Annotated in this window: 21 protein-coding genes and 2 pseudogenes; 10 read left to right on the top strand and 13 right to left on the bottom strand. The window is 71.2% G+C overall.

Annotation, left to right across the window (positions count from 1 at the left end):
• Positions 1–7: 7 nt before the first annotated feature.
• Positions 8–628, top strand: a complete 621-nt coding sequence (locus PV419_RS10620; protein WP_319687715.1) for a hypothetical protein — start codon at positions 8–10, stop codon at positions 626–628.
• On the opposite strand, the gene PV419_RS10615 is transcribed toward PV419_RS10620, so the two are convergent.
• A complete protein-coding gene (locus tag PV419_RS10615; RefSeq protein ID WP_319687714.1) occupies positions 606–1,634 on the bottom strand; it encodes a hypothetical protein in 1,029 nt (342 codons plus the stop codon). The genes PV419_RS10620 and PV419_RS10615 overlap by 23 nt on opposite strands.
• Before the next feature lie 47 nt (positions 1,635–1,681).
• Between PV419_RS10615 and PV419_RS10610 the strand changes: the two genes are divergently transcribed.
• Positions 1,682–2,272: a DUF4240 domain-containing protein gene (locus PV419_RS10610; protein WP_319687713.1), complete on the top strand. Its 591-nt coding sequence runs from the start codon at positions 1,682–1,684 to the stop codon at positions 2,270–2,272.
• A 49-nt stretch (positions 2,273–2,321) separates the two neighbouring features.
• Here the strand turns inward: PV419_RS10610 and PV419_RS10605 are convergent, their stop codons facing one another.
• Together PV419_RS10605 and PV419_RS10600 are read right to left on the bottom strand one after the other, a co-directional pair.
• Positions 2,322–2,696 (bottom strand): VOC family protein, encoded by a 375-nt coding sequence (locus PV419_RS10605; protein WP_319687712.1) that lies wholly within the window; start codon positions 2,694–2,696, stop codon positions 2,322–2,324.
• Positions 2,693–3,346, bottom strand: a complete 654-nt coding sequence (locus tag PV419_RS10600; RefSeq protein WP_415925294.1) for a TetR/AcrR family transcriptional regulator — start codon at positions 3,344–3,346, stop codon at positions 2,693–2,695. The genes PV419_RS10605 and PV419_RS10600 overlap by 4 nt, the downstream gene beginning before the upstream one ends.
• A gap of 276 nt (positions 3,347–3,622) precedes the next feature.
• Here PV419_RS10600 and PV419_RS10595 point away from each other — a divergent pair, with 276 nt between their 5' ends.
• Together PV419_RS10595 and PV419_RS10590 are read left to right on the top strand one after the other, a co-directional pair.
• Entirely contained in the window at positions 3,623–4,786 is a 1,164-nt protein-coding gene (locus PV419_RS10595) for a hypothetical protein (protein WP_319687710.1), read from the top strand.
• Between the two features lie 176 nt (positions 4,787–4,962).
• Positions 4,963–5,475 (top strand): DUF1269 domain-containing protein, encoded by a 513-nt coding sequence (locus tag PV419_RS10590; RefSeq protein WP_319687709.1) that lies wholly within the window; start codon positions 4,963–4,965, stop codon positions 5,473–5,475.
• A 38-nt stretch (positions 5,476–5,513) separates the two neighbouring features.
• On the opposite strand, the gene PV419_RS10585 is transcribed toward PV419_RS10590, so the two are convergent.
• Positions 5,514–5,990 carry a GNAT family N-acetyltransferase gene (locus tag PV419_RS10585; protein ID WP_319687708.1) on the bottom strand — a complete coding sequence of 159 codons (477 nt, stop codon included), beginning with the start codon at positions 5,988–5,990 and terminating at the stop codon, positions 5,514–5,516.
• 65 nt (positions 5,991–6,055) lie between these two features.
• Here PV419_RS10585 and PV419_RS10580 point away from each other — a divergent pair, with 65 nt between their 5' ends.
• Both PV419_RS10580 and PV419_RS10575 read left to right on the top strand, forming a co-directional pair.
• Positions 6,056–6,853 carry an exodeoxyribonuclease III gene (locus PV419_RS10580; protein WP_319687707.1) on the top strand — a complete coding sequence of 266 codons (798 nt, stop codon included), beginning with the start codon at positions 6,056–6,058 and terminating at the stop codon, positions 6,851–6,853.
• A 50-nt stretch (positions 6,854–6,903) separates the two neighbouring features.
• Complete coding sequence (locus PV419_RS10575; protein WP_319687706.1) at positions 6,904–7,407, top strand: tetratricopeptide repeat protein; 504 nt, start codon at positions 6,904–6,906, stop codon at positions 7,405–7,407.
• 196 nt (positions 7,408–7,603) lie between these two features.
• Here the strand turns inward: PV419_RS10575 and PV419_RS10570 are convergent, their stop codons facing one another.
• The 3 genes from PV419_RS10570 to PV419_RS10560 all read right to left on the bottom strand — a co-directional run bounded on the left by PV419_RS10570 (position 7,604) and on the right by PV419_RS10560 (position 9,324).
• Positions 7,604–8,569, bottom strand: coding sequence for a helix-turn-helix domain-containing protein (locus tag PV419_RS10570; RefSeq protein ID WP_319687705.1), 966 nt, complete (start codon positions 8,567–8,569; stop codon positions 7,604–7,606).
• A gap of 71 nt (positions 8,570–8,640) precedes the next feature.
• A complete protein-coding gene (locus PV419_RS10565) occupies positions 8,641–8,883 on the bottom strand; it encodes a hypothetical protein (RefSeq protein ID WP_319687704.1) in 243 nt (80 codons plus the stop codon).
• Positions 8,884–8,925: 42 nt separating this feature from the next.
• Positions 8,926–9,324: a helix-turn-helix domain-containing protein gene (locus PV419_RS10560; RefSeq protein WP_319687703.1), complete on the bottom strand. Its 399-nt coding sequence runs from the start codon at positions 9,322–9,324 to the stop codon at positions 8,926–8,928.
• 98 nt (positions 9,325–9,422) lie between these two features.
• Between PV419_RS10560 and PV419_RS53235 the strand changes: the two are divergent.
• Positions 9,423–9,686 (top strand): annotated as a pseudogene (locus PV419_RS53235) (NAD(P)-binding domain-containing protein); the annotation flags it as partial.
• A gap of 500 nt (positions 9,687–10,186) precedes the next feature.
• On the opposite strand, the gene PV419_RS10550 reads toward PV419_RS53235, so the two are convergent.
• From PV419_RS10550 to PV419_RS10535, 4 genes and pseudogenes are all read right to left on the bottom strand, one after another.
• Positions 10,187–11,947: a chondroitinase-B domain-containing protein gene (locus PV419_RS10550; protein WP_319687701.1), complete on the bottom strand. Its 1,761-nt coding sequence runs from the start codon at positions 11,945–11,947 to the stop codon at positions 10,187–10,189.
• Between the two features lie 100 nt (positions 11,948–12,047).
• A complete protein-coding gene (locus PV419_RS10545) occupies positions 12,048–13,853 on the bottom strand; it encodes a polysaccharide lyase family 7 protein (protein WP_319687700.1) in 1,806 nt (601 codons plus the stop codon).
• 430 nt (positions 13,854–14,283) lie between these two features.
• Positions 14,284–15,093, bottom strand: a pseudogene (locus PV419_RS10540) (GlxA family transcriptional regulator); the annotation flags it as partial.
• Between the two features lie 44 nt (positions 15,094–15,137).
• Positions 15,138–18,632 (bottom strand): hypothetical protein, encoded by a 3,495-nt coding sequence (locus PV419_RS10535; protein ID WP_319687699.1) that lies wholly within the window; start codon positions 18,630–18,632, stop codon positions 15,138–15,140.
• A 217-nt stretch (positions 18,633–18,849) separates the two neighbouring features.
• Here PV419_RS10535 and PV419_RS10530 point away from each other — a divergent pair, with 217 nt between their 5' ends.
• Complete coding sequence (locus PV419_RS10530; protein ID WP_319687698.1) at positions 18,850–19,014, top strand: hypothetical protein; 165 nt, start codon at positions 18,850–18,852, stop codon at positions 19,012–19,014.
• 108 nt (positions 19,015–19,122) lie between these two features.
• Positions 19,123–20,796: an immunity 49 family protein gene (locus tag PV419_RS10525; RefSeq protein WP_319688163.1), complete on the top strand. Its 1,674-nt coding sequence runs from the start codon at positions 19,123–19,125 to the stop codon at positions 20,794–20,796.
• Here PV419_RS10525 and PV419_RS10520 read toward each other — a convergent pair.
• Positions 20,789–21,664 (bottom strand): NAD(P)H-binding protein, encoded by an 876-nt coding sequence (locus tag PV419_RS10520; protein ID WP_319687697.1) that lies wholly within the window; start codon positions 21,662–21,664, stop codon positions 20,789–20,791. The genes PV419_RS10525 and PV419_RS10520 overlap by 8 nt on opposite strands.
• A gap of 146 nt (positions 21,665–21,810) precedes the next feature.
• Positions 21,811–22,680 carry a YwqG family protein gene (locus PV419_RS10515; RefSeq protein WP_319687696.1) on the bottom strand — a complete coding sequence of 290 codons (870 nt, stop codon included), beginning with the start codon at positions 22,678–22,680 and terminating at the stop codon, positions 21,811–21,813.
• Between the two features lie 184 nt (positions 22,681–22,864).
• On the opposite strand from PV419_RS10515, the gene PV419_RS10510 reads away from it, so the two are divergent.
• Positions 22,865–24,409 (top strand): NAD(P)/FAD-dependent oxidoreductase, encoded by a 1,545-nt coding sequence (locus PV419_RS10510; RefSeq protein ID WP_319687695.1) that lies wholly within the window; start codon positions 22,865–22,867, stop codon positions 24,407–24,409.
• Positions 24,410–24,479 lie beyond the last annotated feature (70 nt).

Below are 24,479 nucleotides of genomic sequence, written 5' to 3'. Positions count from 1 at the left end.
GATCGTCATGGATGCCGCCCTGGAGACGTACCAGGCCCGGGACTTCGCCCTGTGGCCCGTCGCCCCTCCGCGCCCCGACGGCGTGCTGCTGCTGTCCGGCGGGCTGTCACCGCTGGAGGTCGGTACGGCGATGGCGGTCTGGGCCGGCTACAACCACGACCTCGACCCCGGCGACCCCCGCGCGGCCGATGCCGGCGCGCTCCTTTGGCGGACGGTCGAGGCCGAGTGCACCATCGCCCCGGGCGGATTGTGCGTCCGGGACACGGTCAGCGGCGCCCTCGTCCGTTCCGGGTGCTGCTGCGGTCTGGAGACGTGGCGTGAGTGGTTGGATCTGGCGGACGGGGCGGAGCTGTGGCTGGGCCATGACCCGTCCCCGCGGGTGGAGCACCTGGGCTCGGTCGTACGGATCTGGCCGGATGGGCGCGACGCGGCGCATACGCCTGTGGGGCGCCCCGTTGAGCTGGCCGTCGCCGAGCTGCCCGGGCTGTTGGAGGACGTCCAGGGCAAGCTGCGCGGGTTTCTGGGGCTCGCCCGGCAGTGGGCCGAACGGCACGCGCCGCCCCTCGCCCGGGCCCTGGTCGACAGGCTGGATACGGACTGGTCGATCAGCGCGCCGCTGTGCGGATGACGGCCTCGGCGGTCTGCCAGAGGCGGGGGAGGAAGCGGGTGACCTCCTCGGCGCGATGGAGGAGGTCGGCGGTCGAGGTGATGCCGAGGTCGGCGACGGCGGCGCGGAAGGGCGGGGTCAGCGCCTGGTGGGTCGCGGGGGCGTCGGCGGCCAGGATGGTGTGGCAGCGGGCGAAGGTCGCGATGATCCAGAAGACCGCCTCGTGGTGGCGGCCGCGGTCGATGAGGTCCTGGCTGCCGTCGATCGCGATGGGCCGCGCGGCCGGGGCGATGTCGCTGGAAAAGATGAACGGGGTCTTCGCCACGGCTGCGGTGGCGTCGAACGTCTCGGCCAGGTCCCGCAGATGGTGCCGGACGCGCGCGGCGGGCAGGTGGGTGCAGCCGAGGAGGTCGAGGAGCTCGGGGTAGAGGTCGAGATGGCCGTGGTCGGCGAGGACTTCGCGGGCTGCCAGATAGCGCAGCCGTACGGTGGGGTTGCGCAGGGCGGCGACGAGCAGCACATGGGTGGTCACGCCGGTGGGGAACAGCCAGGACGTCACCTGTTGGTGGAACGGCGCCGACGTGTCGATCGCCGCGAGCCCGCGCTCGACCCGGTGGCGGGCGTCCTGGCACCTGCGGCGCACCCAGGGTGGGGCGGCGAAGTCGCGCGAGACGCGGGCATGCAGGGAGCGCAGCCGGCCGGTGGGGTCGTCGATGACCGTGTCGGTGCGGAAGCTGCCGGCCAGGTGGTACGAGGAGAGCACGGTCTCGGGCGGGGCGAGCTGGGCCCAGGGCACATAGCTGATCTCCAGCAGGGCGCCGTCATGGCGGAGTTTGCCCGGCTTGACGGGTGGGTCGTCCTCGGCGGTGACGACCACGACGTCGACGTCGGAGGTCGGCGGCAGCTCGTCGTCGTCGGGCCGGCCGACCGTCGAGCCGCTGAAGTACGCCCCGCGGAAACCGGGTTCGGGGCGGGCGTACCGGTCCACCCACCGGGCCGCGGCGGCACGTGCCGAGCCGAGCTTCACCTTGCGTCCTCCTCGCGTTGTCAGACCTCCGTGGCACAGTCGACCACATGGACACGGATCGCTTCTGGAGCGTCATCGAAGCCGCGCGGGTGGGCGGCCCGGACGGAAAGCCTTTCGACGAGGCGCTGGTCGACCTGCTCGCCGCGCTCTCGAAGGAAGACATCCTCGCATTCCAGACACGGTTCGACGAGATACACGCCGCCGTCTATCGGTGGGACGTCTGGGCCGCCGCCTATCTCATCGGCGGCGGCTGCTCCGACGACAGCTTCATGGACTTCCGCGCCGGGCTGATCGCGCTGGGCCGCGAGTGGTACGAGCGCGCGGCCGCCGACCCGGACAGCCTCGCGGAGCACCCGGCCGTGATCGAGGCCGCGACCGACGGCGTCGATGAGGCCCTGTTCTTTGAGGACGTCAACTACGTGGCGCACACGGCGTTCGAGCGGCTAGCGGCGGCCGGGGAGGACTTCAACGAGGAGTGGAGGCGTCACCGGTCCGCCCAGGGCGAGAGCGGGGACGGCGGCCCCGCGACGGATCCCGAGGCGGATATGGGCGAAGACTTCGACTTCGACGACGCCGAGGAGATGAGCCGCCGCCTGCCGCGCCTGGCGGCGGTGTATCTGGACGAGCTCGTGGCCTGAGCCCGGCGGCCTCGCCTCAGCTGATCCGCGGGCCGCGCGGCCGTGCCCGTCATGCCGGGGACATCACCTCGTACAGATTTCCCGTGGTGTCCTGGAAGAACAGGCCGCGGGGGCACAGGGGGTGGTCGATCCGGCCGTTGTCGGGCTGGGTGGGGTCGTTGCCGTAGGGGATGCCCGCCGTGCGGATCCGGGACAGGATCGCGTCGAACGTCGTGGGGTCCACGTCGAAGGCCAGGTGGTGCCCTTCGGGGTCGGTCATGGCCATGAAGTCCAGGGTGAGCGTGTCGTTCACCCGTACGGGGGCGAAGTGGCCGTTACGGCCCGCGGGAGGCAGCTCCTCCAGGCCCATGACGGAGGCGAAGAACCGGGCCGCCTCCCGGTGGTCGTCGGCGGGGACGATGGTGTGGTTCAGCGTGACGGTCATGTGCCGCTCCGGGGTTCGTTGATGGTGCCGTTCAGGAGGACGTCGACGAGCTCCGCCGGATCGACGTCGGCGCCCTCGGCGCCGAAGTGCAGCTGAGTGAAGAGCATGCCGAGGAAGATCGAGGCGACTCTTTCGGGGGGCAGGCGCAGGGCCGCCCGGTCGGGCTGGACGAGTTCGGTCAGGGCGTCACGGGTCGCCCGCATCGACACCTCCCGGCTGTCCGCCGGCCGGTCGGGCCCGTCGGGCCGGGTGTCGGAGGCGGCTCGGTCGCCGGTGGTGCGGTCGCCGGTGGTGCGGTCGCCGGTGGTGCGGTCGCCGGTGGTCCGGGCGGCTGGCGTGCGTTCGCGGCGGTGGCCCGAGGCCTGCAGGGCGCCGGCCACCGTGCCCATGCGCGCGAGATGGGCCCGCATCGCCTCGGCCGCCTCCGTCAGCCGGTCGGCGAGCGGCTGGTCGAGGGAGATGGAGGCCAGCTCGCGCAGTACATGAGTGGGGTTCATCGCCTCGGCCGTGCACGCGGCCAGCACCTCCTCCTTGTCCTTGAAGGCGCGGAAGATCGTCGCTTCGCCGATGCCGGCGGCGCGGGCGATCTGTGCCGTGGTCACCGCGGCGCCGTACTCGGCGACCAGCGGAAGCGCCGCCGCGACGATCATCGCCCGGCGCTGCTCGGTGCTCATGCCCGGCGCGCGCCGCCGGGTGGGTGGCTCTGTCATGCCGCCACCCTACGGAGTGAGTACTCACTCCGTCAATGCTCATTGATGCGATGTCATGGAATCGTGCCGACCCGGTTCGTGTTGTGTGCGGGCTGTGAACCGGGTGACGGATGTGGCCAAGGGCGCGGGCATAGTGGGGGCTTGTCCCGGAAGGGGCATGCGCGAAAAGCGCCGAACAAGGACATTGCACAGCAGCACACAGGGGGACAAAGCTCCATGCCATCGATACGCCGCTCCGCCGCGGCCGCCGCGGCCATGGCCGCGCTGCTCGCGGTCACCGCCACGGCTTGCGGGCCGAGTGACGACAACGCCGGGTCCGAGCCGAGCGCTTCGGCCACCGCCGGGGACAAGGTCAAGGACAGGCTGAAGATTCCGGACGGGGTGCCGACCAGCCTGGACGATCTGAAGAAGTGGAAGGACGGCGGCTGGAAGAACTGGGACAACTGGGCCCGCAAGGCTTCCGATTTCGCCAACCCCGTCATCAAGGACTTCTGGCAGCCGTCCAGGATGGCCAAGGCCAAGGACTCGCCGAACACCGTCGCCACGCAGAGCGCCGGTCAGGGCCAGGCGGCCACCGACCCCGAGCCGGCCGCGATCCAGGCCAAGCAGGTCTCCCGGCCGTACCACCAGAACATGGCGCCGGTCGGGAGGGTCTTCTTCGACAGCCCCGACGGGCCGATGGTGTGCTCGGGCACGGTCGTCGAGGACCCGGCGCACCCCGGCAAGTCCAACCTGGTGTGGACGGCGGGCCACTGCGTGCACTCCGGCAAGCAGGGCGGCTGGATGCGGAACATCGTGTTCGTCCCGTCGTACAACGACAACGGGCTGCCGGCCGAGCGGACCGGGACCGCCGCGAGCCAGGAGGTCAACCCGTACGGCGTGTGGTGGGCGGACTGGTCGCAGACCTCCTCGCAGTGGATCGAGCAGGGTGCGCACGTCGGCAACGTCGCCTCGTCGTACGACTTCGCGGTGCTCCACGTGAAGCCGGAGAACGGCGGCGGCAAGTCGCTGCAGGAGACGGTCGGGGCCGCCGTGCCGGTGTGGTTCGACGCGCCGTCGGCGAACCAGGTCAGCTCGATCGGCGCGTACGGCTACCCGGCCGCGCCGCCGTATGACGGAGCGCTGATGTTCAACTGCCTGGACCGGCCCAACCGGCTGTCGTTCTCGCCGACCGCGCCGACGATGTACCGGATCGGCTGCACGATGACCGGCGGCTCCTCCGGCGGCGGGTGGCTGGTGAACCGCGGGGGCAAGACGGCGCTGGTGTCCAACACCTCCATCAGCTCCAACGCACACACCTGGCTCGCCGGGCCGCATCTGGGCAGTGAGGCCAAGGGCGTGTTCGACGCGATCAGCCGGAAGTTCGCGGCCAACGGCTGATGACGTCCGACGAAGAGTCCTGCGACTGCGCGCCGCGGGTTGGCGACGCGACGCCGGGCTGGTTGTTCCGGTGATCCCCACGCGCCTCGTGCGGCCGGTGACCGCGGGGTGCGGTGACCGCGAGGCGTGCGGGGCCACGAGGTGCGCGGGGCCCTGGCTGCGGCAAGAGTGGAGGTATGGCCGAGAACGTCCTGTTCATGGACCTCGCCGCGCCGGAGACGGGCCCCCGGGCACTCGACGCGCTGCTCCGCGCGGACGACGAGGGCGTGCTGTCGCTGCGCGAGGGCGTGGTGATCGCGCGCGCCATGGACGGGACGCTCGATCTGCCGGACTGCGTGGACAGCGCCGGGGCCCGCTGCTTCACCGTCGACGGCCTGATGGGCGGGCTCGTGGGGCTTCTGGGCGGGCCGCTGGGAATCATGATCGGCTTCGGCGAGGGCGGATTCGTCGGCGCGGCACGGGACGCGCGCGAGGGTACGGGCGCGGAGCGGCGTACGGGGGTGAGCGCCGCCCTGGAGATGCTGGCGGCCGAGGTCCCGCCGGGCACCACCGTGCTGTTCGCCGATGTGCGCGAGCCGTCCCCCGAGGCGGCCGACCGGGCCCTGGCGCCGTACGGTCACCCGGTGGCCCGGTACCCGGCCGACCGGGTGCGCAAGGAGATCGAGTCGGCGATCGCGGACCCGTCCTAGGCCCCCCGGGCCCTGAGGGGTCCCGCCGCCGGCGGTGCCTACACCAGCGGCTTGGCGTAACAGCGGCTGGACTCCTCGAAGCGGTACAGCCCGAACTTGGGAACCGGCGCATAGCCGGAGGAGGTGTACAGCGCGATGGCCTCCGGCTGCTCGGTCCCCGTCTCCAGCGCCATCCGGACCCGCCCCGCCGCGCGGGCGCTGTCCTCCAGCGCGGCCAGGATCCGACGGGCCAGCCCCTGCCCCCGGGCCTCCCGGACCACGAACATCCGCTTGATCTCGGCGTCACCGTCCGAGTGGCCCTCCTCACCGCGCTCCTGGCTGCGCCAGCCGCCGCTGGCCACCGGGCGGCCCTGTGCGTCGTAGGCGAGGAGGTACAGCCCGCGGGGCGGCTCGAAGTGCGCCGGGTCCATGACGGTCAGATCGGCCTCGCCGTAGCGTTCGACGTATTCGGCCTGTACCTCGGCGTTGAGCTTGACGGCGTCGGGGTGATCGTAGGAGACGGGGCGAATGTCCATGCGGTGGATCGTACATTCATGCGAATCCGCGGGGCGCTCGATTTTTTCTGGCGTATCGTGCCGGAATGCTCACCGTGACCTCCGTGAATGTAAACGGGCTGCGCGCCGCGGCCAAGAAGGGCTTCCTGCCATGGCTCGCGGGCACCGCCGCCGACGTGGTCTGCCTTCAGGAGGTACGCGCCGAGCCCGGTGAGCTGACCGCGCCGGTCCGCGAGCCCGACGGCTGGCACACTGTGCACGCCCCGGCGGCCGCCAAGGGCCGGGCCGGGGTCGCCGTCTACACGCGGCGCGAGCCGGAGGGCGTACGGGTCGGATTCGGGTCCGCGGAGTTCGACGACAGCGGCCGCTATCTGGAGGTGGACCTGCCCGGGGTGACGGTCGCCAGCCTGTATCTGCCGTCGGGGGAGGTCGGCACGGAGCGGCAGGAGGAGAAGGAACGCTTCATGGGGGAGTTCCTGCCGTACCTGAAGGAGCTGCGGGAGCGCGCTGCGGCCGGCGGGCGCGAGGTGCTGGTGTGCGGTGACTGGAACATCGCGCACCGGGAGGCGGACCTCAAGAACTGGAAGTCCAACCGGAAGAAGGCCGGGTTCCTCCCCGAGGAGCGCGCATGGCTCAGCCGGGTGTACGACGAGGCGGCGTACGTGGACGTGGTGCGCACGCTGCACCCGGACGTCGAGGGGCCGTACTCGTGGTGGTCGTACCGCGGGAGGGCCTTCGACAACGACGCGGGGTGGCGCATCGACCTCCTCGTCGCCACGCCGGGGCTGGCCGAGCGGGCCGTGAAGGCGTACGTGGAGCGGGCGGCGAGCTACGACCAGCGGTGGAGCGACCACGCCCCGGTGACGGCGGTCTTCGGCGGCTGACTCGTCCGACCCGTCTGACACGGGCGGCCCCAGGCTGAGATGCTGCGCCGATGAGCATATCGACACACGATTGGGAACAGCGCGTCGCGGACCTGTGGGCCGCCTTCGACGACCACGGCCCCGCCGACTTCCTGGCGGCCATGACGGCGCTGACGGCCGAACTCCCCGCCGGTGACCCGGTCGCGTCCTTCGAGCTGGCCTCGGCGTACGACGCCACCGACCACGAGGAGGAGGCCGCCCCGCGCTACCGCGAGGCCCTGGCCGCCGGTCTCACCGGCCCGCGGCGCCGCCAGGCGGTGATCCAGCTGGCCAGCACGGTGCGCAACCTCGGCCGGCCGGATGAGGGCGTCGCGCTGCTCACCGCGGAACGGGAAGCGGAATCCGACGAACTCGACGACGCCGTCGCCGCGTTCCTCGCGCTGGCGCTCGTCGACGCCGGGAGGGAGAGGGAGGCGGTGGCCCTCGCCCTGTCGGCCCTGTCCCGCCACCTGCCGATGTACAACCGCTCGCTGGAGCGCTACGCCGGGGAACTCGCGGGCGGGGCCGGACACTGAGCGAGGCGCGGAGCGGCGCGCGCGTCCACCGCTGGCCGGCGGTGTCAGGCCGGGCCGGCGCCCCCGCGTTCGCCCTGGCCGACGCGGACGGCGAGAGCGTCTGGGGCGTCGGCGCCGAGGCACCCGCCCGACGATCCGTACCTTGCGGCGGGCCTGCTGCCGCGGCTCTGGCTCGACCGACTGAGCCCCCGTCCCCTCAGGTGCAGTCGTTGGTGGCGTCCCAGCAGGTCTCCTCAGGGAAGGGGTCGCCACCGTCGGACGTAGGCGATGTGTCCGTCGAGGGCGGCGGGTCGTCGGGGAGCGCCGGCGGGTCATACGGAGTCCACGTCGGCGTCGGTGAACTCCGCGTGGGCTTCCGTTCCTTGGGGGCCGTCGTCTTCGGGGACGGGGGCGGCGACGAGGTCTCCCGCGTCTCCGTGACCGTGGGGTCGTCCTTGACGGGTTTGGCGTCGGCGGCGCTGGAGGTGGCACCGCCCGCGGGACGGCTTGGCGTGGCCGAGGAGGGCGTGGCCGCCGGCGCTTCCGTCCGGCTGCTCTCGCGCGGCTTGTCGGGTTTGTCGCCGGGGTGCAGGATCGCCGTGGCCGCGGCGGTCAGGAGCACGATCGCGACAGTGGCCGCGATGACCACGCCCGGTCGCCGGAGGCGGCGCCCGGCCGCCTTCGGCCCCTTCGGCTTTCTCGGTTCTGGTGTGCGGGGGGAACTCTCCGGGTCCGGTTCCGGGTGCTCGGCCACGTGCTCGGGCTCCTCGGGCACCGGCTCACGGTCCTCGGCCGCAGCCTCCGGGTCCTCGGCGACCGGCACTGTCTCCACGGTGGGTGACGGCACGTTGATGTCCGTGGGCGACGGCACCACGGCGTCGGAGGTCTCCTGATCGACCTCGACCTCGACGGCCAGGCGCTTGCGGACCCCCACCCACGTCTCGACCGTGGCCTCGTCGCCACCGCAGGCCCGGACGAAGGCCGCCACCAACTCCTCCCGGGGCAGCTCCTGCCTGTTCAGCGCCCCGGCGAGGGTGGCGCGCGGCAGTACGTCTCCCGCCGCCCCGGCCCGGCGTTCCAACTCGCGATAGCTCAGGTTCGCCCACTGGCGTAGCTGGCGCATCACCGCCACGAACTCTGCGGAGTCCTTGACGTCGTGCGGCTGTGGAATCCTTCCGTCCACCTCGGCCCCCCGTGTGTTGTGTTGTCTCGAAGCTCAGTCCTCCCCGGGCAGCCTAAAGGGCTCGTCAAGAATCAGGGCCGCTCGCCGCGCATATGCCGTTCGACGACGTCTCGCACCCGAACCCGTAGCCAGTCGTCCTCGCCGCGCGGCTCCATCCCCTCCGCCGTGAAGACGGCGTCGGTGAATTCGTCCACGTCGGCCGGCGGCGCTTCGCGCAGTCGGCGTATGTCTTGCGGTGGAAGGCAGAAACCGAGGTCGACGCACAGCTCGTAGAGGAGCGCGTGGACCTCGTCCGACGACAGCGGTTTTGTCATGTCTGGTTACGGTACCGGCGGCGCGTAAGGCGGGCACCTGAGTTATGCGCGTTGCTGCGCCTCGAACCGGTCCTGCGCGGCCAGTACGTCGTCCGCGTGACGCTTCGCCCACGCGCCCATCGCCCGCATGGGGACGAGCAGGGCGGTTCCGGCGTCGGTCAGCGCGTAGTCGACGCGCGGCGGCGCCTCCGCGTACGTACGGCGCTCGACCAGGCCGTTGTACTCCAGGCGCCGCAGCGCGTCGTTGAGGACCTTGGGGCTGATCCCGCCGATCCTGGCGACCAGCGCCCGGGGCCGCATCGGGCCGCAGGCGCCGAGCGTGTAGACCACGACGCTGTCCCAGCGGTTCGCGAGCACCTCGAACGCGATGCGCGCACGGCAGTCCGCGGTGTACGCCGTGACTTCGGGCGAGGCGTCTCGCGGACGTTCCGGCTGCTCCATGTCCCCATCCTGCCCGATCCGATGCACACCGCGCGGTGTGCATCGGCCTCTCTAACGTCGCTGCCCTGTCCACTTCACCTCGGGAGACGGGAGCACTCATGCGCATCGGCATTCTGGGCACGGGCGGGATGGCCACCACACTGGGCGGCGCGTGGGTCCGCGCCGGACACGACGTCCTCGTCGGCGGGCGCGACCACGCGGCGGCCGAGGCCACGGCGGTGCGCGTCGGCGCCACCGGCCACGGCGCGCTCGCCGACGCGGCGGCGTACGGCGACGTCGTCCTGGCCGCGGTCCCGGCGGACGTGGCGCCCGAACTGGTCAAGGGTCTCGCCGACGCACTCGGCGGCCGTACGGTGATCGACTGCACGAACCCCCTCGTGCCGACCGACGACGGCCTGACGCTGTCCACCGGCGGCACGACTTCCATAGCCCGGCGGATGGCGGACGCCGCGCCGAACGCCCAGGTGGTCAAGGCGTTCAACCTCTGCCACGACAGCATCTGGACGCTGCCGCGCCCGGCGTTCGAAGGCGCCCCGCTGGCCGTCCCGTACTGCGGAGACGACCCGGGCGCCCTCGACCGGACCGCTGCGCTGATCACCTCCATGGGCTGCACGCCCATCCCCTGTGGCGGGCTCGCCCGCGCGGTGTACGTGGAGGCGACAGCGGCCTTCGCGATCGGGGCGTGGATGAACGGCGCGGAACCCCGGTTCGCGTTTCCGGTGCCCATGGCGGCGCCGGGCGCGCCTGTCTCCTAGGGATTCCGGGAGGCGTACGACGTGTCGGCACGGGACCCGCCGTGGCCGGGTGCGCGGCCTGCCGTACGACCGGTGATGGCTGAGCCACCACCGGTCGTACGCGCGTCCTACGGAGCGCTCGGGCCGACGTCGGTCGCGCCGAGCGGGGCTCGCGTGACAGCGGACGACGACCGCTCGTCCGCGCCGACGTCGACGACGCCGGCGCGAGGCTGGCCGTCCATGTCGTCGGTCACGAACGCGGAGCTGTCGGTGCCGGTGTCGATCGCCGGGCTTCCCGCACCGATCCGGTGGACCGGCCCGTCGGGGGCCAGCAGCGGATCGATCACCTTGATGGCGCCGGAGGGTACGGTCACGCCGACGGCCGCGGAGCCGGTCGGCCATGCGATATTGCCGGCGTAGCTCATGTTCACTGGTTTCTTGACCTCGTTGAACAGCTTGCCCTGGCTTCCCGTGACCACATTGTTGGCGATGGTCGAGTCGACCGGCGGGAGCTTGTAGTTGGCGCCGACCTCGATATTCGACACGTTGTTCACGAAGGTGTTGTTCACGACGGTCGCCCGGTAGACACGCCAGTGCGCACTCAGCGCCCCTGAGGTGTCCACATCGCCGCCGTCGATCTGCAGTGCGGCGTCGAAGCCGGTGCCGGTCAGGCCCCCGAAGTAGTTGTTGTAGATCGTGTGGTCCTGGCCGTAGATCCGGATTCCTCCGGTTCCCGCCTTCCCCTCGCCGAGGAAGAAGTTTCCGTAGAACGCGCCGCGGTTTCCGTGCCGCTGTGACAACACGCCCTGCGAGGTGCGGAACGTGTTGTAGCGGACGATGTTGTCGTTGCTCTTCACGGAAACGATTTCCGGATCACCGTCGCAGTTCTCGAAGAGATTCGACTCGACGACGGTGAATCCGTTCGACTGGGATATCCCGCTCCAGCCGACCCGGATTGCCTCCATCTCGTTCTCCGCACGCGGGCCGATATTGCGGAAGTGGTTGTGGTCGATGAGATCGTGCTGCGACTGCTGGGTCTCGGAGCCGTCGACGGTGATGAAGTTTCCGAGTTGGTGCTTTTCCTCGAACAGGTTGTGATCGATCCGGTTGTGGTGGCTGTTCGCACCCTGGATGATCACCCACTTCAGCGAGGACTCCTCGGTCAGCCGGAAGTGGTTGCGGGTCAGTCGGACATGGTTGGAGCCGGTGAGTTTCAGCGTGTCGCTGTTCCTCCATTTCAGACCTTCGAAGGTCACGTATGAGGAGTCCTTCACCTCCAGCTGCCCGTCGTCGATCACCGCCTGACCGCGGTGCTCCGCGACGACGGTGATCGGCTGGCCGGCGGTGCCGTTCCTGCCGGTCATCTTGCCGATCGTGTACTGGCCGTCCGCGAGCACGATGCGGTCCCCGGCCCGCGCGTCCCCGAACGCGCTCCGCAACTGGTCCGAATCCGCGACGCGGACGGTGCGGCCGGAGCCCTGGTCGCCATCGTCGCCGTCACCGCCGTCGGGCCCGTTGACGGTGGTCTCGGTGATGCTGGTCCAGTCGTTGGTCGTGTTGCCGTGGCCGACGATGCGCAGGTATCGCGCGGAGGTGTCGGCGAAGTCGTAGTTCTGCGGCTGGAGTGTGGTGCCGTTGCTGGTCTTTCGGGCCAGTGCCGTCGTCCATGACGATCCGTCGTTGGACAGCTGGACGTCGAAGGTGTCTTTCCTGGTGTCGCCCTTGTGCCAGGCGATGGACACCGAGCCGATGGTCTGGGCCGAGCCGAGGTCGTACCGGATCCATGCTCCGTCGCCCTCGGCGGACCAGCGGGTGCTCAGGTCGTTGTCGAGGGTGTTGGCGGGAACGTTCCCGTCATCCGCGCCGGCCGAGACTCCCGTGACGGTCACCGGAGAACCCGCCGCCGACGCGACCGGGGGGTACACCCCCAAGACCCCCACGGCGAGCACCCCCGCCAAGGGCGCACGATACGTTCGTCTCATCAGGACCTCACCTCGCCTCAATGTCGTACACCCGGACCCAGTCGACCTCGAACACGGCCGGGCGCAGGCCGCTGTCGCCGGTGAAGTTGTCGAGCTGGATGTTGAGATGTCCCGAGGGCATGGCCTGGATGTTCCCGCGGTCGGAGTTCGCACCGCCCGACAGCCGGAACCATTCGACACCGTCGACGTAGCCGACCAACGCGTTCGGCGTCCACTCGAACGCGAAGTTGTGCCACTGCGTCATGTCCATCGGACAGAGGTCGCGGCGTTCCTTCTTGTCCGACGGGCTCTTCGGATAGTGCAGGAACGCCGTGAGGCACTGCGCGTCGGGGTTCGAGTATTCGACCCAGTCGTACTCCCCGTTTTCCAGCCGGTTGCCCGCGGTGGGCCACATCAGGTGGAGCGCGTGGTAGAGCCCGCCGTCCGATCCGATGTTCCGTGAGCGTGACCGGATTTCCCACCGGCCGTACTGGGCGTCACGCTTCTGCCTGATCCACCCCGTGTCGCCGTTCGCCTCGCCGCGCAGGGTGAGCATGCCGTCCCCGACGGTGCTGTTCTTCGCGCACCGGCGGCCGTTTCCGGCGTGCCCCTCCCAGCATCCGGCCGTGCCGCCGACATCGCCCGACGGCACCGCCCACTTCGCGGGGTCGACCGGGCCGGTGTAGTCGAACTCGTCGGATATCGGCAGCGGTGTGCCCCAGCCGTACCGTTCGGCGGCCTGCGTCTGGTCGGATGATTCCTCGTCGCCGTGTGTGACGCTCAGCCCGTAGATCTTCACCTCGCCGAAGTTGTCGTCGCCGCACGGCGAGGAGTTGCCGCAGTTGGCCTGGGTGTACGCGCCTGCCTTGAAGTAGCCGCCGGAGAAACTCTTCGAGAGCGTTGTCTGCAGCACGCCGTTGTAGTAGGCCTTGATTTTCCCGTCGCTGACCACGAACTTGGCCTGGAATTCTGTGCCGAGGACGTAGTGGTCCGTCACGAGCTTGTGGTGGGTGGTGTCACCGTTGGTGATGTAGAGCTTGCTGCCTTCCAGGCGGAAGACCGAGACGTCGTCGTCGGCATCGTGGATCTGCCCGGCGACGACATGGGGCTTGTCCTCGGGCAGCGCCGTGATGGCTTGGTCGATCACCATCGTGTGCTTGCCCGACGTCGACGACCAACTGGCCTTCGTCCGGCCCGAGTCCGTCATCTCGCGCAGTTCCGAGCGGGGGTAGCTGGAGCCGCTGGTGGTGACCCCGTCGACCGCGGCACGGAACTGAACCGCGTCGCAGTCCGGGGTTGCGGTGAACCACGGATCGTTCGCGTACGTGGCAAGTTCTGGTTGCTCGACGTTGGTCGGCTTCTCTTCCTCGCCAACCGGAAGCCCGACATACCAATCCGTCAGGTTCAGCACCTCGGCCGGGTAGTCACAGCTGCCACCGCCATCTCCGCCGTCGGGCCCGTTGACGGTGGTCTCGGTGATGCTGGTCCAGTCGTTGGAGGTGTTGCCGTGGCCGACGATGCGCAGGTATCGCGCGGAGGTGTCGGCGAAGTCGTAGTTCTGCGGCTGGAGTGTGGTGCCGTTGCTGGTCTTTCGGGCCAGTGCCGTTGTCCATGACGATCCGTCGTTGGACAGCTGGACGTCGAAGGTGTCTTTCCTGGTGTCGCCCTTGTGCCAGGCGATGGATACCGAGCCGATGGTCTGGGCCGAGCCGAGGTCGTACCGGATCCATGCTCCGTCGCCCTCGGCGGACCAGCGGGTGCTCAGGTCGTTGTCGAGGGTGTTGGCGGGGACGTTCCCGTCATCCGCGCCGGCCGAGACTGCCGTGACGGTCACCGGAGAACCCGCCGCCGACGCGACCGAGTGGTACCCGCCCGAAACCCCGAGGGCGAGCACCCCCACTAAGAGTGCGCGATACGTTCGTCTCATGGAGCCTCACTTCGGTTGGAAGCACCGGATCGACCGAGGTGGTCGAGCTGGTGCTGAACGGCTGTGTCCGAACACCGCGAAGGGGTGCCCGGCGATGCTGCGTGTCGAGCCGGGGCCGTGTCGGAGAGCGTTCTTCCAGGTGTGGCACCATGGCGACCCGGCCGGGCTCCGGCCCGCGGGCCAGGCTGTCAGAAGCGTGGCGGGACCGGTCCCATGCACCGCCGTGAGGGCGCGTCCTGCGGCGGGTGCGCGATGTGCTCCGGCTCTTTAAGAGCTTTAAGCGGCTGGCGCGCGCCGAGGAGTTGGGTATCGTGGCGGAGCGGAGCCCAGGTGCGACTCATGGGCAGCTGTTGCTCGCCTGGAACGTGCGCCGGTAGGCGACCGGTGAGACGCCCAGCACGGAACGCATGTGCTGGCGAAGTGAGTTGGCGGTGCCGAATCCGGCGCGATGGGCCACCAGGTCGACTGGGAGGTCGCTGGTCTCCAGGAGCTGACGGGCCAGTTCGATCCGCTGGGCCGTGAGCCAGCGACCCGGAGTCTCGCCGACCTCGTCGCGGAAGCGCCGGGTGAACGTGCGCAGGCTCATCCGGGCGTGGTCCGCGAGTTCGCCGAGTGTCAACGGCTCCTGGAGCCTCTCCAGCGCCCAGGCGCGCGTCGCGGCCGTGGTCGCGGCCGTGGGCTCGGGAACCGGCCGTTCGATGAACTGCGCCTGCCCGCCATCCCGCCACGGCGGTACGACACAGCGGCGGGCCACCTGGTTGGCGACGGCGGCACCGTGGTCGCGGCGTATGAGGTGCAGACAGAGGTCGACGCTCGCGGCGACCCCGGCGGCGGTCAGGACGTCTCCGTCGTCCACGAAGAGCACGTCTTCGTCGACCTTGACGCGCGGGAAGGCGCGCTGGAAGTCCTGGGCCACCTGCCAGTGTGTGGTCGCGCGCCGGCCGTCCAGCAGACCGGCGGCGGCGAGGACGTACGAGCCCGTGCAGATGGACACCATGCGGGTCCCGGTGCGGACCCGCGCCAGCGCGGCCGCGGTCCGCGGGGGCAGCGGATCGCTCTGCCCGAAGGGGCCGAGCCGGCTGGTGGGCGGGACGACCACGGTGTCCGCGGTCGCCAGCGCCTCCGGTCCGTGCTCGACCGCCACCGAGCGCGCGCGAACGGTCGTCCCGGCCTAGCGGGACGCGGCGCCCCTCACCCCTCGTCCGGCAGCGGCGGCTGGTCGTCCCAGGTCCACCGGGCCGCGGGCTGCCAGTCGGTTTCCCGTCCGTAGCGCGGCACGGGCACGGGCACCTCCGTACCGGCTCTCGTGGCGCGGCAGGCCAAGGTGTTGGCGGCCTGGGGCGCCCCTGCCGCCCGCAGCGCCTTCAACAGGTATTCCACGCTGTACGACGGGGCGGGAGCGGCGTGGATCTCCGGACGGCGGTCGAGCAGCGTGCCGAGGGCCTGCGTCGCGCCAGTCGTGCGCAATGTCTCCAGCAGGGAGGCGACCGCGGCCGGGTCGGTGAGGGCGGCCTCGCGGGCGGCGCGGTGTGTCAGGGCATCGGCGGCGTCCGCCCGTAGCCTCCCCAGCAGGCGGATGATCACGTGTGGGTCGATGGTCGTGGTCATGACGCGCTGCGCCAGGGTGCCCGCGGCCTGATGCGCATGGGCCCTCATCAAATCGTCCAGCAGGCGGATGACGGCGTTCGTGTCGGTGAGATCCGTGTGGTCGACGACGCGGTGTGCGAGGGTGTTCGCGGCCTCCGGCCCCAACCACTTCAGCATGGTGGCGACCATGTTCCTCTGGGTGGGATCGGCCTCGGTGATGATGCGGTGTGCGAGGGTGCCCGCGGCCTGGTCCGCGCCGATCCTCACCAACTCCTCCAGCAGACGGACGACGTTGTCCAGGTCGCTGAGGTCCGCTTGCGCCTCCGGATGACGGTCCAGCAGTGCGTGAACCGACTCCCACACTTCGACGGTGCACAGCTCCCGCAGCAGCAGGGCGACGCCCCGGGGATCGGTGAGGTCCGCGTGGATCTCCGGGTGACGGTCGAGCAGTTTCTGGACTTCTTCGTCCGCCCTGATCGCCCATAGCTCTGCCAGGAGGCGGACGACGCCGCGCGACTTGGTGAGTTCGGCCTCATCGGCGGCACGACGTGCCACGGTGCCCGCAGCCTCCGTGGCGCCCGCCTTCCGCAATTCCTCAAGTAAACGGGCGGCGCCGAGCGGGTCGGTGAGATTGACGGAGAGGTGCGGGTCGCGGCCCAGCAGCGCGGACATCGCCTCGGCCGCACCGGCTTTCCGTAACTGCTCGAGCAGCAGGGCCAAGCCCTGCGGGTCGGTGAGGCTAACCCGGCCGGCCGCCTGGTGCGCCATCGCGTCGGTGGCCTCGTCCGCGCCCGCGTTCCGCAATGCCTCCAGCAGGAGGGCGGCGGTACGCGGTCTGGTCAGATCGGCCTCAGCAGCCACGCGACTTGCCGCCGTATCCACGGCCTGGCCCGCATCGACTGCCATTGCCTTCCCGAGGAGGGCGGCGGTGTTCCAGCCGGTGAGATCAACCTGATCGAGGATCCTGCGGGGGGCCGGAGGGGCCACGGCCGCGGCGGTGGCCCATGCGGCGACATCGACCCGGTCGACGATCCGGCGCGCCAGAGTGGCCGCGGCCTCCCTGGTGCCCAGTCTCGCCAGGGAGCGGAGCATGTCGGCGGCGGCGTGAGGGTTGGTGAGATCGGCATGGTCGGCCACCTGGCGTGCCACTGCTTCCGCGGCCTTGTCCTCGCCCGCTTCCCGCAAGCTCTCCAGCAGGAAGACGGCTCCGACCGGATCGGTGATCGGGGCTTCGGTGACGATGCGGTGGACCACGGTCCGTACGGCCTCCTCGGCACCCGTCTCTCGCAACTTCGTGAGCAGGAAGGTGACGTCGAGCGGGTCGGCGAGATCCAGGTGGTCTTGTGGACGGCGGCCGAGCAGTACGGCGACTCCCTCTTCGGCGCCTGCGTGCCGGAATCCCCCGAGCAGGGAGTCGATCGTCTTCGGGCTGCTGAGGTCGGTGTGGGCGGCGATCCACCGGGCGGCGCGGGGAACGGAGGGGTCGTCAAGCGTGGCGAGGCGGTGGAGCAGGGCGGCCGAGGCGCCGGGGGCGCCCGCCGCGACGGCTTTGCGCCCCAGCAGGACCGCCTGCCGGTAGAGGGTGCGCTCCCAGGCGGCGTCGGCGAGCCGGCGCAGGTCGGCGGGGTCGGTGGTGTGGTCCAGCAGGCCCTGCCACAGCGAAGGGGTGCCGAGCTGGTCGACTCTCAGCAGACGGGTGTGCTGGTCGAGGTAGTCGGCCGGTTCGTAGCGGGCTGGGGCGTCCCAGCGGGAGCGCAGGGCGGTCAGCGGGGTGAGGGCCCGGCGGATGTCGGTGCGGGTGCCGTCGCGGCGTGCTCCGGTGCTGAGGGCTGTCAGGGCGTGTTCGGCCCAGTCGGGGTCTCCGGGGCGGGTGCGGTCGGTGAGCGCACCGTCGGCGGCGTCGGCGAGCAGGGCGGCGGGGATCGGAGCGTGGTGGCCCAGACGGCGCGCGTCCAGGGAGGCGGTGATCAGGGCGTGTTCCACAGGGGTGTACGGGTCGCCGGGGCCGCGCTGATAGGCGGCCAGCAGCTCCGGACCCCCACTGAGGTGCTGCACGACGCGGCCGTCAGCCGCTCCGGCCTTCAGCGCGGCGGCCAGGCGGCGGTCGTCCTGCCGATCGGCCAACTCGCGCCACCGCGCCCGCTCGTCTTCCGTCAATGTGGAGGTGACGTGAATGCGGTGGGTGACCGTGGCGGTGAGCAGGGCGCGGGCGTGGCTGTGCGGGTCTCCCGGCGCTCCCGTGGCGGCCAGATTGTCCCAGTAGGGGTCGGGCCACAGGGTGCCGACCGCGACCACGCCGGGCCGGGTGTGCAGCAGCTGCAGCAGGTCGGCTGCGGCCTGTTCGCCGTCGTGGCCGTAGAGGTGCCGTTGCGTTTCGTTCAGCCACAGCACCACCCCGGCCGTGACGCGGCCGGTGTCCAACATGCGCAGCAACTCCACCGCGGTGCGGGGGCGCAGCAGAGGGCGATGGGGCGCGAGGTCGCACAGCGCCTCGTACAGGGCGCGGGTCTTGCCCGTGGACGAGTCGCCGGTGAGCATCACCAGGACCGAAGGCCCCCCGTCCAGGGCGGGGGCAAGGGCGGACCTGATCGCGATGTCATGAGCCCTGGGCAGGTAGGGGGTCAGCTCGGGCAGCGCCGGGGCGAGGCCTTTCTCGGTGTGGGGGAGGGCGGCCCGGTGGACCTCCAGCACCGCTGGACCGGCGGTCGTCACCGTCTGCGGCGGGTCGTCGCCCGGCTGCTGCGGGGGGCCGGGGGGACTACGGCGCGCCGCGGCATGTTCGGTACGGGCCCGTTCCAGCTGTTCGCGCCACCACCGCTCGTCAGGCGCCTCACCGGCCCACGACGCCCACAGGACGACCAGAGCGAGCACCTGGTCGTCACTGCCGTCCTGGGGCACCTTGAAACGGTCCGGATGTTCAGGCGCCCAGTCGCTGACGCGCTTCCCACGGAAATCCGACGCGCCAGGCATGGCCGAGGCGCGGACACGGGCCTGGACCACCGCCTGACTGCGGGACAGGCCATTGCGGGCGCGAGCCTGCTCGGCGCGCTCCCGCAATCCCCGCAGCCGCGCGTAAAGCTCGCGAACCTGTGGTCCCACCGGCCCTCCCCCTGCCGCCGTGCCACCGGATGCCCGCGGCGGGCGCGGCGGGCGACCGGCGGACAGGTGTGGTGACCAGCAGCGTAGAGGAGGCGGGCCGCCCAGTGCCCGCGATGGGGGACGAGGCGCGCGGTGCGGCGGGAGAGTCGGTTGTCGTCACGCCGGGCCCGGCGCGTGTGACAGCTCGATCCGTGCTGTGAGAAAGGGGAGTTGTGCCATGGCCGACCACCGCCGTCGTACCCGCCGAACCTCCGCCCGCCCGTCCGCCCCCGGTCCCGTCCCGCTGTGGCGGGAGGCCGCCCGACGCGCCGTGGTGGGGTTGGCCGCCACCGTCGGACCGGTCACCGTCGCCGTTGTGCAGTGGTGGCTCCGCGTAGGCTGACGCCAGAACACGTGAACGGGGAGCGGCGCAGTGCGGATAGAGCGACACCAGGTGGGCGAGACCGCGGTTTCGGCGGCTCGTGAGGACTTCGCCAATCGGATCGGTTCGATGGTCCACTCCATGTCGAGGGCCGGCCGGATCTCCACCTACGAGTGGGAGCTGATCGCGGAGGAATTCCTCGACTACCTGGGCGCTCTGTCCGTCGGGACCCCCGACCTCGACACCCCGGAGGCCAAGGCCGTCCTCGACAACGCCACCGAGGCCGCCGCCGGTGCCGTGGCGTATGCCGCGTACTACCCGACCAACCACTTCCAGGTCTTCCTGGACTATGTGAACTTCGGGATGAGCTACGACCGCGGGTCCGACGGGGACCCGGAGTCCGTCTCCGCGAACCACTGGCTCGACGCCTTCTGCCTGGCCGTCCTTGCCGACAAGGCCTCCTGGCACGGCGAGGCATTCCACTTCGCCCGCAAACCGTTCGAGAAGGACGGGGCCGGGCGGCCCGCCGTCGAGCTCATCAACGGCTTCATGGCGTATGTCATCGGGGACACGGGAGACGACGACGCGGACTACCCGCCGTCCAGGGAACAGAAGCTCGCCGCGATCGACGCCGCGCTCGCCCGGATACGGACCCTCGACGCCGCGCCCGGCGAAGGCGGCCTCCTCGACCAGCCGCAGTCCATCGGGCTCCGCGCCCTGCGTGCCCTGACCGCCGGCGATCAGGACTCCTTCCGCACCGCGCTGGCCAAGCTGCTGCTCCCGTACAGCGCCCTCCCCGGCCCCGGCGCCAGGCCCCGCACGCTGCTGCCGCTCCTTCCGCTGGCCCTGGCCGCGCTCGCCTACCGCCGCGAGGGCTGGCAGCCGCCCATCGACACCGGCTATCTCCCGCGGGCGCTGGTGACCGGGTTCGAGACGGCGGGGCCACGGGTCCAGGCGTACGGCCGCGTCCGGCGCCCGGACGCGGTCGCCGCGCTGGCCGCCGGGCCGGTGGTGGTCGAGCGGCCCGAAGCCCCGCAGGAGATGAACCCGGAGAGCGACGCCCTGTTCGAGCAGTACACCAGGGAAGCCCTCACCCCGGAGGGCGGAAAGCCGCTCTCCGCCTGGAATCTGGCGGATGCCGTGCGCTACCAGGAGCTCCTGTTCAAGGCCCGCGCCGCGCTCTCCGCCGACGTCACGGACCAGCAACTGGAAAACCTGCGCCTCGCCGCCGAGTTGGGCGCGGCGCTGTTCCGCATCACGCTCGCCGAGCCCGGCACGGACGTCGAGGTGACGATCGACGGCAGTACGCTCAGCTTCCCCGCCTACCACGGTGATCAGGCCGGGCCCGGCGCCTGGCACACCGCCATGAACTTCGCCCTGATCGGCGGCCGGCGCGAGGACATCGCCGCGCTCGTCCTCAGCGGCTCCGCCCGCCTCGAGGGGGACGGCTCCGCCTACGCCTCGTACCTCCGGGCGCTCCATGACTATTTCCGGGGCGTGGACCCCGAACCCGCCACGGACCGTGCCCTGGAAGACAGCGTGAAGGCCAGGAACTGGGGCTTCTTCCCGCCGCCCGCCGTTCTCCTCTCCCAGCTCGTCGAGGGCGACGAGGAGAGCTTCAACCTCGCCCTCATCGACGCCCTCGAAGCCCACCGCGACCACTACCAGGTCGCCGACCGCGTCGACGACACCGACGCCGCCATCGACCTCGACGTCCTGGCCCTGGCCTGCCATGCCCGCCGCCGGGGCTGGAACATCCGGGTCGTCTCCCCCTACCTGCCGCCGCGACTGCTCGTCAGGTGAAGTCGGCGGCGTGGTCGGACACCCAGGCACGGTAGGTGCGGGCCGGTACGCCCGTGACCGCCTCGACGGCCCCGGTGGTGGCCGGGGGAGGGGCGTCGAGCATATCGGCGTAGCCGTCGAGGAGCGGGTTTACGAAGGAGTCGGGGAAGGAGTCATCGGCCAGGAGCCGCTGACGTTCCTCTTCCCGGGACAGCTCCCGCCACCGGAGGGGGCGGCCCAGCACCTCGCCGATGGTGCCTACCTGCTCTTCCTGGGTGAGGACTTCGGGGCCGGTGAGGGTGTACGCGGCGTGACCGTGACCGTCCTCGGTGAGGGCCCGCACCGCCACGGCGGCGATGTCCGCCTCGTGGAGGAGGGCCATGGGCACGGCCCCGTACGCGCCGCGTACGACGTCCCCGGCGCGGATCTGGTCGGCCCACCACAGGGTGTTCGCGGCGAAGGTGCTCGGGCGCAGATGGGTCCACAGGAGTCCCGCCCCCTCGATGAGGTGTTCAACGCACGCGTGGGACCGGCCCACGGGATGCGCTTGCCGCTCGGGCGCCACGCCCTCCTGGACGGCGCCGGACGACAGGAACACGACTCGGCCGGCATGCCACTTGATGGCGTCCACGACGGCGGGGGCCGGATCAGCGCCGTGGAAGGGCCACATCAGGAACACGGCGTCCGCGCCCTTCAGCGCCGCTTCCAGCGCGGCCGGATCGGCCAGGTCGCCCTGGCGTACGTCGACTCCGCCGGGAAGGGCGGCCGAGGCGGGGTCGCGGGTCAGCGCCCGCACCTCGCCGGTGTGCCCGGCCATGAGCTGGGACACCACCTGCCGCCCCACATTCCCGGTCGCCCCCGTGACGAGGATCGTCCTCTCGGCAGCCATCTGCGCTCTCCTTGCCTGTACGTCCGTTCCGACGGCTTCACGATCGACGTGCCGGCGGAGCGGCGCCAGCCAGCAGGGCTCAGGTGCGGGAAACCGTCACAGGGGCGCACCTGGTGACGAATGCCGTCACGGCTCGACCGGCGGTGTCAGTGACACTGCCAGGTGAAGCGGGCCTGGTCGAAGCGGTGGGCGGCGAGGTCCTCGCGGGTGATCAGCCAGTAGAGGGCGCCCGCGTCGCCCCACAGCATGTCGGCGTCCTCGTCGGAGGCGATCTGGAGAAGGAGCCGCCAGCGTGCCTCCTCGGCGAGGATGTCGTCGTAGTGGGGGTTGTCGGGATCGAACTCGTCCAGGTCCCAGTCATCCGGGAAGTCGGCGACCTCGTACGCGACCTCGCCTTGGATGTTGGCGGGTTCGCCGCCCACCTGGTGGAGGACCCGGCGCAGATTCCACACGGCGTCCTGGAACTCGACGTACACCGGGTCGGTGGACACCGTCTCGTGGTCGAGGCCCAGCGGTTCGTGGAGTTCGGGGTTGGTGAGCTGCGGCAGGTCGACGGCCGGGTCGGTGCGCAGCGGCACCTGGCGGTAGGGCTTCAGCGGGGTCGGCGTCGGGCGCGGCTGGACGGGTGTGCCGGCGGGGACGTACAGGACGCGGGACCCCGGAAGCGACTCGGGGTTCGAGGGACTGACCCACGCCTCGTGGTCGTCGGCCTGTCCGTCGAAGTAGAAGAACAGCAGGGTGCCGGTGGTCGGCAGGGCCAACCCGGTGGCGGCGGCCGAGAGCGGACCGCAGTCGAGCGAGGCGATGAAGGACAGCGGGCCGTGTCCTTCCCAGGTCGGCCAGTCGAGGGACTCGGGGAGCAGGGGTTCGCCGCCGAGTGCGCCGACCCGATCGTCTCCGGGACGGGCGGCCGAGAGCATCTGGCCTCGCGGTTCCAGCAGGGAGCAGAACCGGTCCGCGAGCTCGGAGGGGAGCCGTTCATGCGCCAAGGCGCTGAGAAGGGGAAGGCTGAGCATGTGGTGATCCTGCCAGGCGCCACCGTCACCTCCGGTCGTGGTCCCCAGGCGATCGCGTCCACGCGGCGGCGTACGTCGCGGGCGGCCTCCAGGATGGCGGTGTCCCCCCGGTAGCACCCTGTCCTACGCTCAAACCGTGCCAGTAATTGCCGGCACGGTTCCGGGTGTTGCGGGAGGCGGCCGCATGGCTGGCGCTGAGGTGACGCGAGAGCACGTACGGGTGGCGGTGATCGGAGCCGGGTTCGGCGGGCTGGGGGCGGCCGTGCGGCTGCGCCGGGCGGGGATCAGCGACTTCGTGGTCCTGGAGCGGGCCGGGGCGGTCGGGGGCACCTGGCGGGACAACACCTATCCGGGCTGTGCCTGTGATGTGCCGTCCCATCTGTACTCCTTCTCCTTCGCGCCCAACCCCGAGTGGCCGCGCAACTTCTCCGGGCAGCCGCACATCCGCGCGTATCTGGAGCGGGTCACCGACACGTTCGGACTGCGGCCGCACCTGCGCCTTGACACCGAGGTGCGGGCCTTGCGCTGGGACTCGAGCGCGCTGCACTGGGAGATCGACACCGCGTCGGGTCCGCTGACCGCCGATGTCGTGGTCAGCGCCACCGGGCCGCTCTCCGACCCGAAGATCCCGGACATCCCGGGCCTGGCCGGCTTCCCCGGCCAGGTCTTCCACTCCTCGCGCTGGGACCACGGCTATGACCTGCGCGGCAAGCGCGTCGCGGTGATCGGGACCGGTGCCTCGGCCATTCAGATCGTGCCCGCCATCCACCGGGAGGTGGACCGGCTCACCCTCTTCCAGCGCACCCCGCCCTGGGTGCTGCCGCGCATGGACCGGCCCATCTCCGCCGCCGAGCACTGGCTGCACACCAGGATCCCGGCGACCCGCGCGCTGCGGCGGGCGGTGCTGTGGGGGGTGCGGGAGCTGCAGACCGGCTCCTTCACCAAGCGGCCCGATACGCTGCGGGTGGTGGAGCGGCTGGCTGTCCGCCATATGCGGCGGGCCATCGAGGACCCGACCCTGCGGGCCAGGCTGACGCCCGATTACCGCATCGGCTGCAAGCGCGTCCTGCTGTCCGGCGACTACTACCCGGCGCTCGCCCAGCCGCATGTCGAGGTCGTCGCGTCGGGGTTGAAGGAGGTGCGCGGCTCCACGCTCGTCGCCGCCGACGGTACGGAGGCGGAGGCGGACGCGATCATCTTCGGGACCGGCTTCCATGTGACCGACATGCCGATCGCGCGGCGGGTGACCGGGGCGTACGGGACGACGCTCGCGGAGGAGTGGCGGGACGGCATGGAGGCGCTGCGCGGCACGAGCGCGGCGGGCTTCCCGAACTTCCTGACGATCATCGGGCCGAACACGGGGCTGGGGACCAGCTCGATGATCCTCATCATCGAGGCGCAGCTGGCATACCTCGTGGACTTCATGCGGCAGTTGCGTGTGCTGGGCGGGAAGGTGGCCCTGGACGCCCGGCCGTCGGCGGTGCGGGCGTGGACGGACCGCGTGCAGGAGCGGCTGAGCCGTACGGTGTGGAACGTGGGCGGTTGTGACAGCTGGTACTTGCGGGACGGGCGCAATACGACGGTGTGGCCGGGGACGACGACGGAGTTCCGCAGGGTGACGCGGAGGGTGGACGTCACGGAGTACCGGGTGTTGCGGCCGGCCGTACGGGATGTGGGGGGTGCGAGTGCGGAGGTCGGCCCCGGCGCGGGGGGAGTGATCCGCCCCTAGGCCGAAATGCGCGGGATGTCCCTGCGTGTCACGCTGGTCGCAGCGTCGACATGCGGCTCCGCCGCGTGGC

This window comes from Streptomyces sp. ME19-01-6 (genome assembly GCF_033793745.1).
GTDB lineage: Bacteria > Actinomycetota > Actinomycetes > Streptomycetales > Streptomycetaceae > Streptomyces.
The sequence above is the reverse complement of the archived record's forward strand: the minus strand, read 5'-3'. Positions and strand labels throughout refer to the sequence as shown.

Coding starts and splice junctions, on each gene's coding strand:
- PV419_RS10595 (WP_319687710.1), top strand. CDS start 3,623: ATGCCATCGATACGCCGCTCCGCCGCGGCCGCCGCGGCCATGGCCGCG.
- PV419_RS10525 (WP_319688163.1), top strand. CDS start 19,123: ATGGTCCACTCCATGTCGAGGGCCGGCCGGATCTCCACCTACGAGTGG.
- PV419_RS10575 (WP_319687706.1), top strand. CDS start 6,904: ATGAGCATATCGACACACGATTGGGAACAGCGCGTCGCGGACCTGTGG.
- PV419_RS10515 (WP_319687696.1), bottom strand. CDS start 22,680: ATGCTCAGCCTTCCCCTTCTCAGCGCCTTGGCGCATGAACGGCTCCCC.
- PV419_RS10520 (WP_319687697.1), bottom strand. CDS start 21,664: ATGGCTGCCGAGAGGACGATCCTCGTCACGGGGGCGACCGGGAATGTG.
- PV419_RS10605 (WP_319687712.1), bottom strand. CDS start 2,696: ATGACCGTCACGCTGAACCACACCATCGTCCCCGCCGACGACCACCGG.
- PV419_RS10620 (WP_319687715.1), top strand. CDS start 8: ATGGATGCCGCCCTGGAGACGTACCAGGCCCGGGACTTCGCCCTGTGG.
- PV419_RS10600 (WP_415925294.1), bottom strand. CDS start 3,346: ATGATCGTCGCGGCGGCGCTTCCGCTGGTCGCCGAGTACGGCGCCGCG.
- PV419_RS10590 (WP_319687709.1), top strand. CDS start 4,963: ATGGCCGAGAACGTCCTGTTCATGGACCTCGCCGCGCCGGAGACGGGC.
- PV419_RS10530 (WP_319687698.1), top strand. CDS start 18,850: ATGGCCGACCACCGCCGTCGTACCCGCCGAACCTCCGCCCGCCCGTCC.
- PV419_RS10565 (WP_319687704.1), bottom strand. CDS start 8,883: ATGACAAAACCGCTGTCGTCGGACGAGGTCCACGCGCTCCTCTACGAG.
- PV419_RS10510 (WP_319687695.1), top strand. CDS start 22,865: ATGGCTGGCGCTGAGGTGACGCGAGAGCACGTACGGGTGGCGGTGATC.
- PV419_RS10580 (WP_319687707.1), top strand. CDS start 6,056: ATGCTCACCGTGACCTCCGTGAATGTAAACGGGCTGCGCGCCGCGGCC.
- PV419_RS10610 (WP_319687713.1), top strand. CDS start 1,682: ATGGACACGGATCGCTTCTGGAGCGTCATCGAAGCCGCGCGGGTGGGC.
- PV419_RS10585 (WP_319687708.1), bottom strand. CDS start 5,990: ATGGACATTCGCCCCGTCTCCTACGATCACCCCGACGCCGTCAAGCTC.
- PV419_RS10560 (WP_319687703.1), bottom strand. CDS start 9,324: ATGGAGCAGCCGGAACGTCCGCGAGACGCCTCGCCCGAAGTCACGGCG.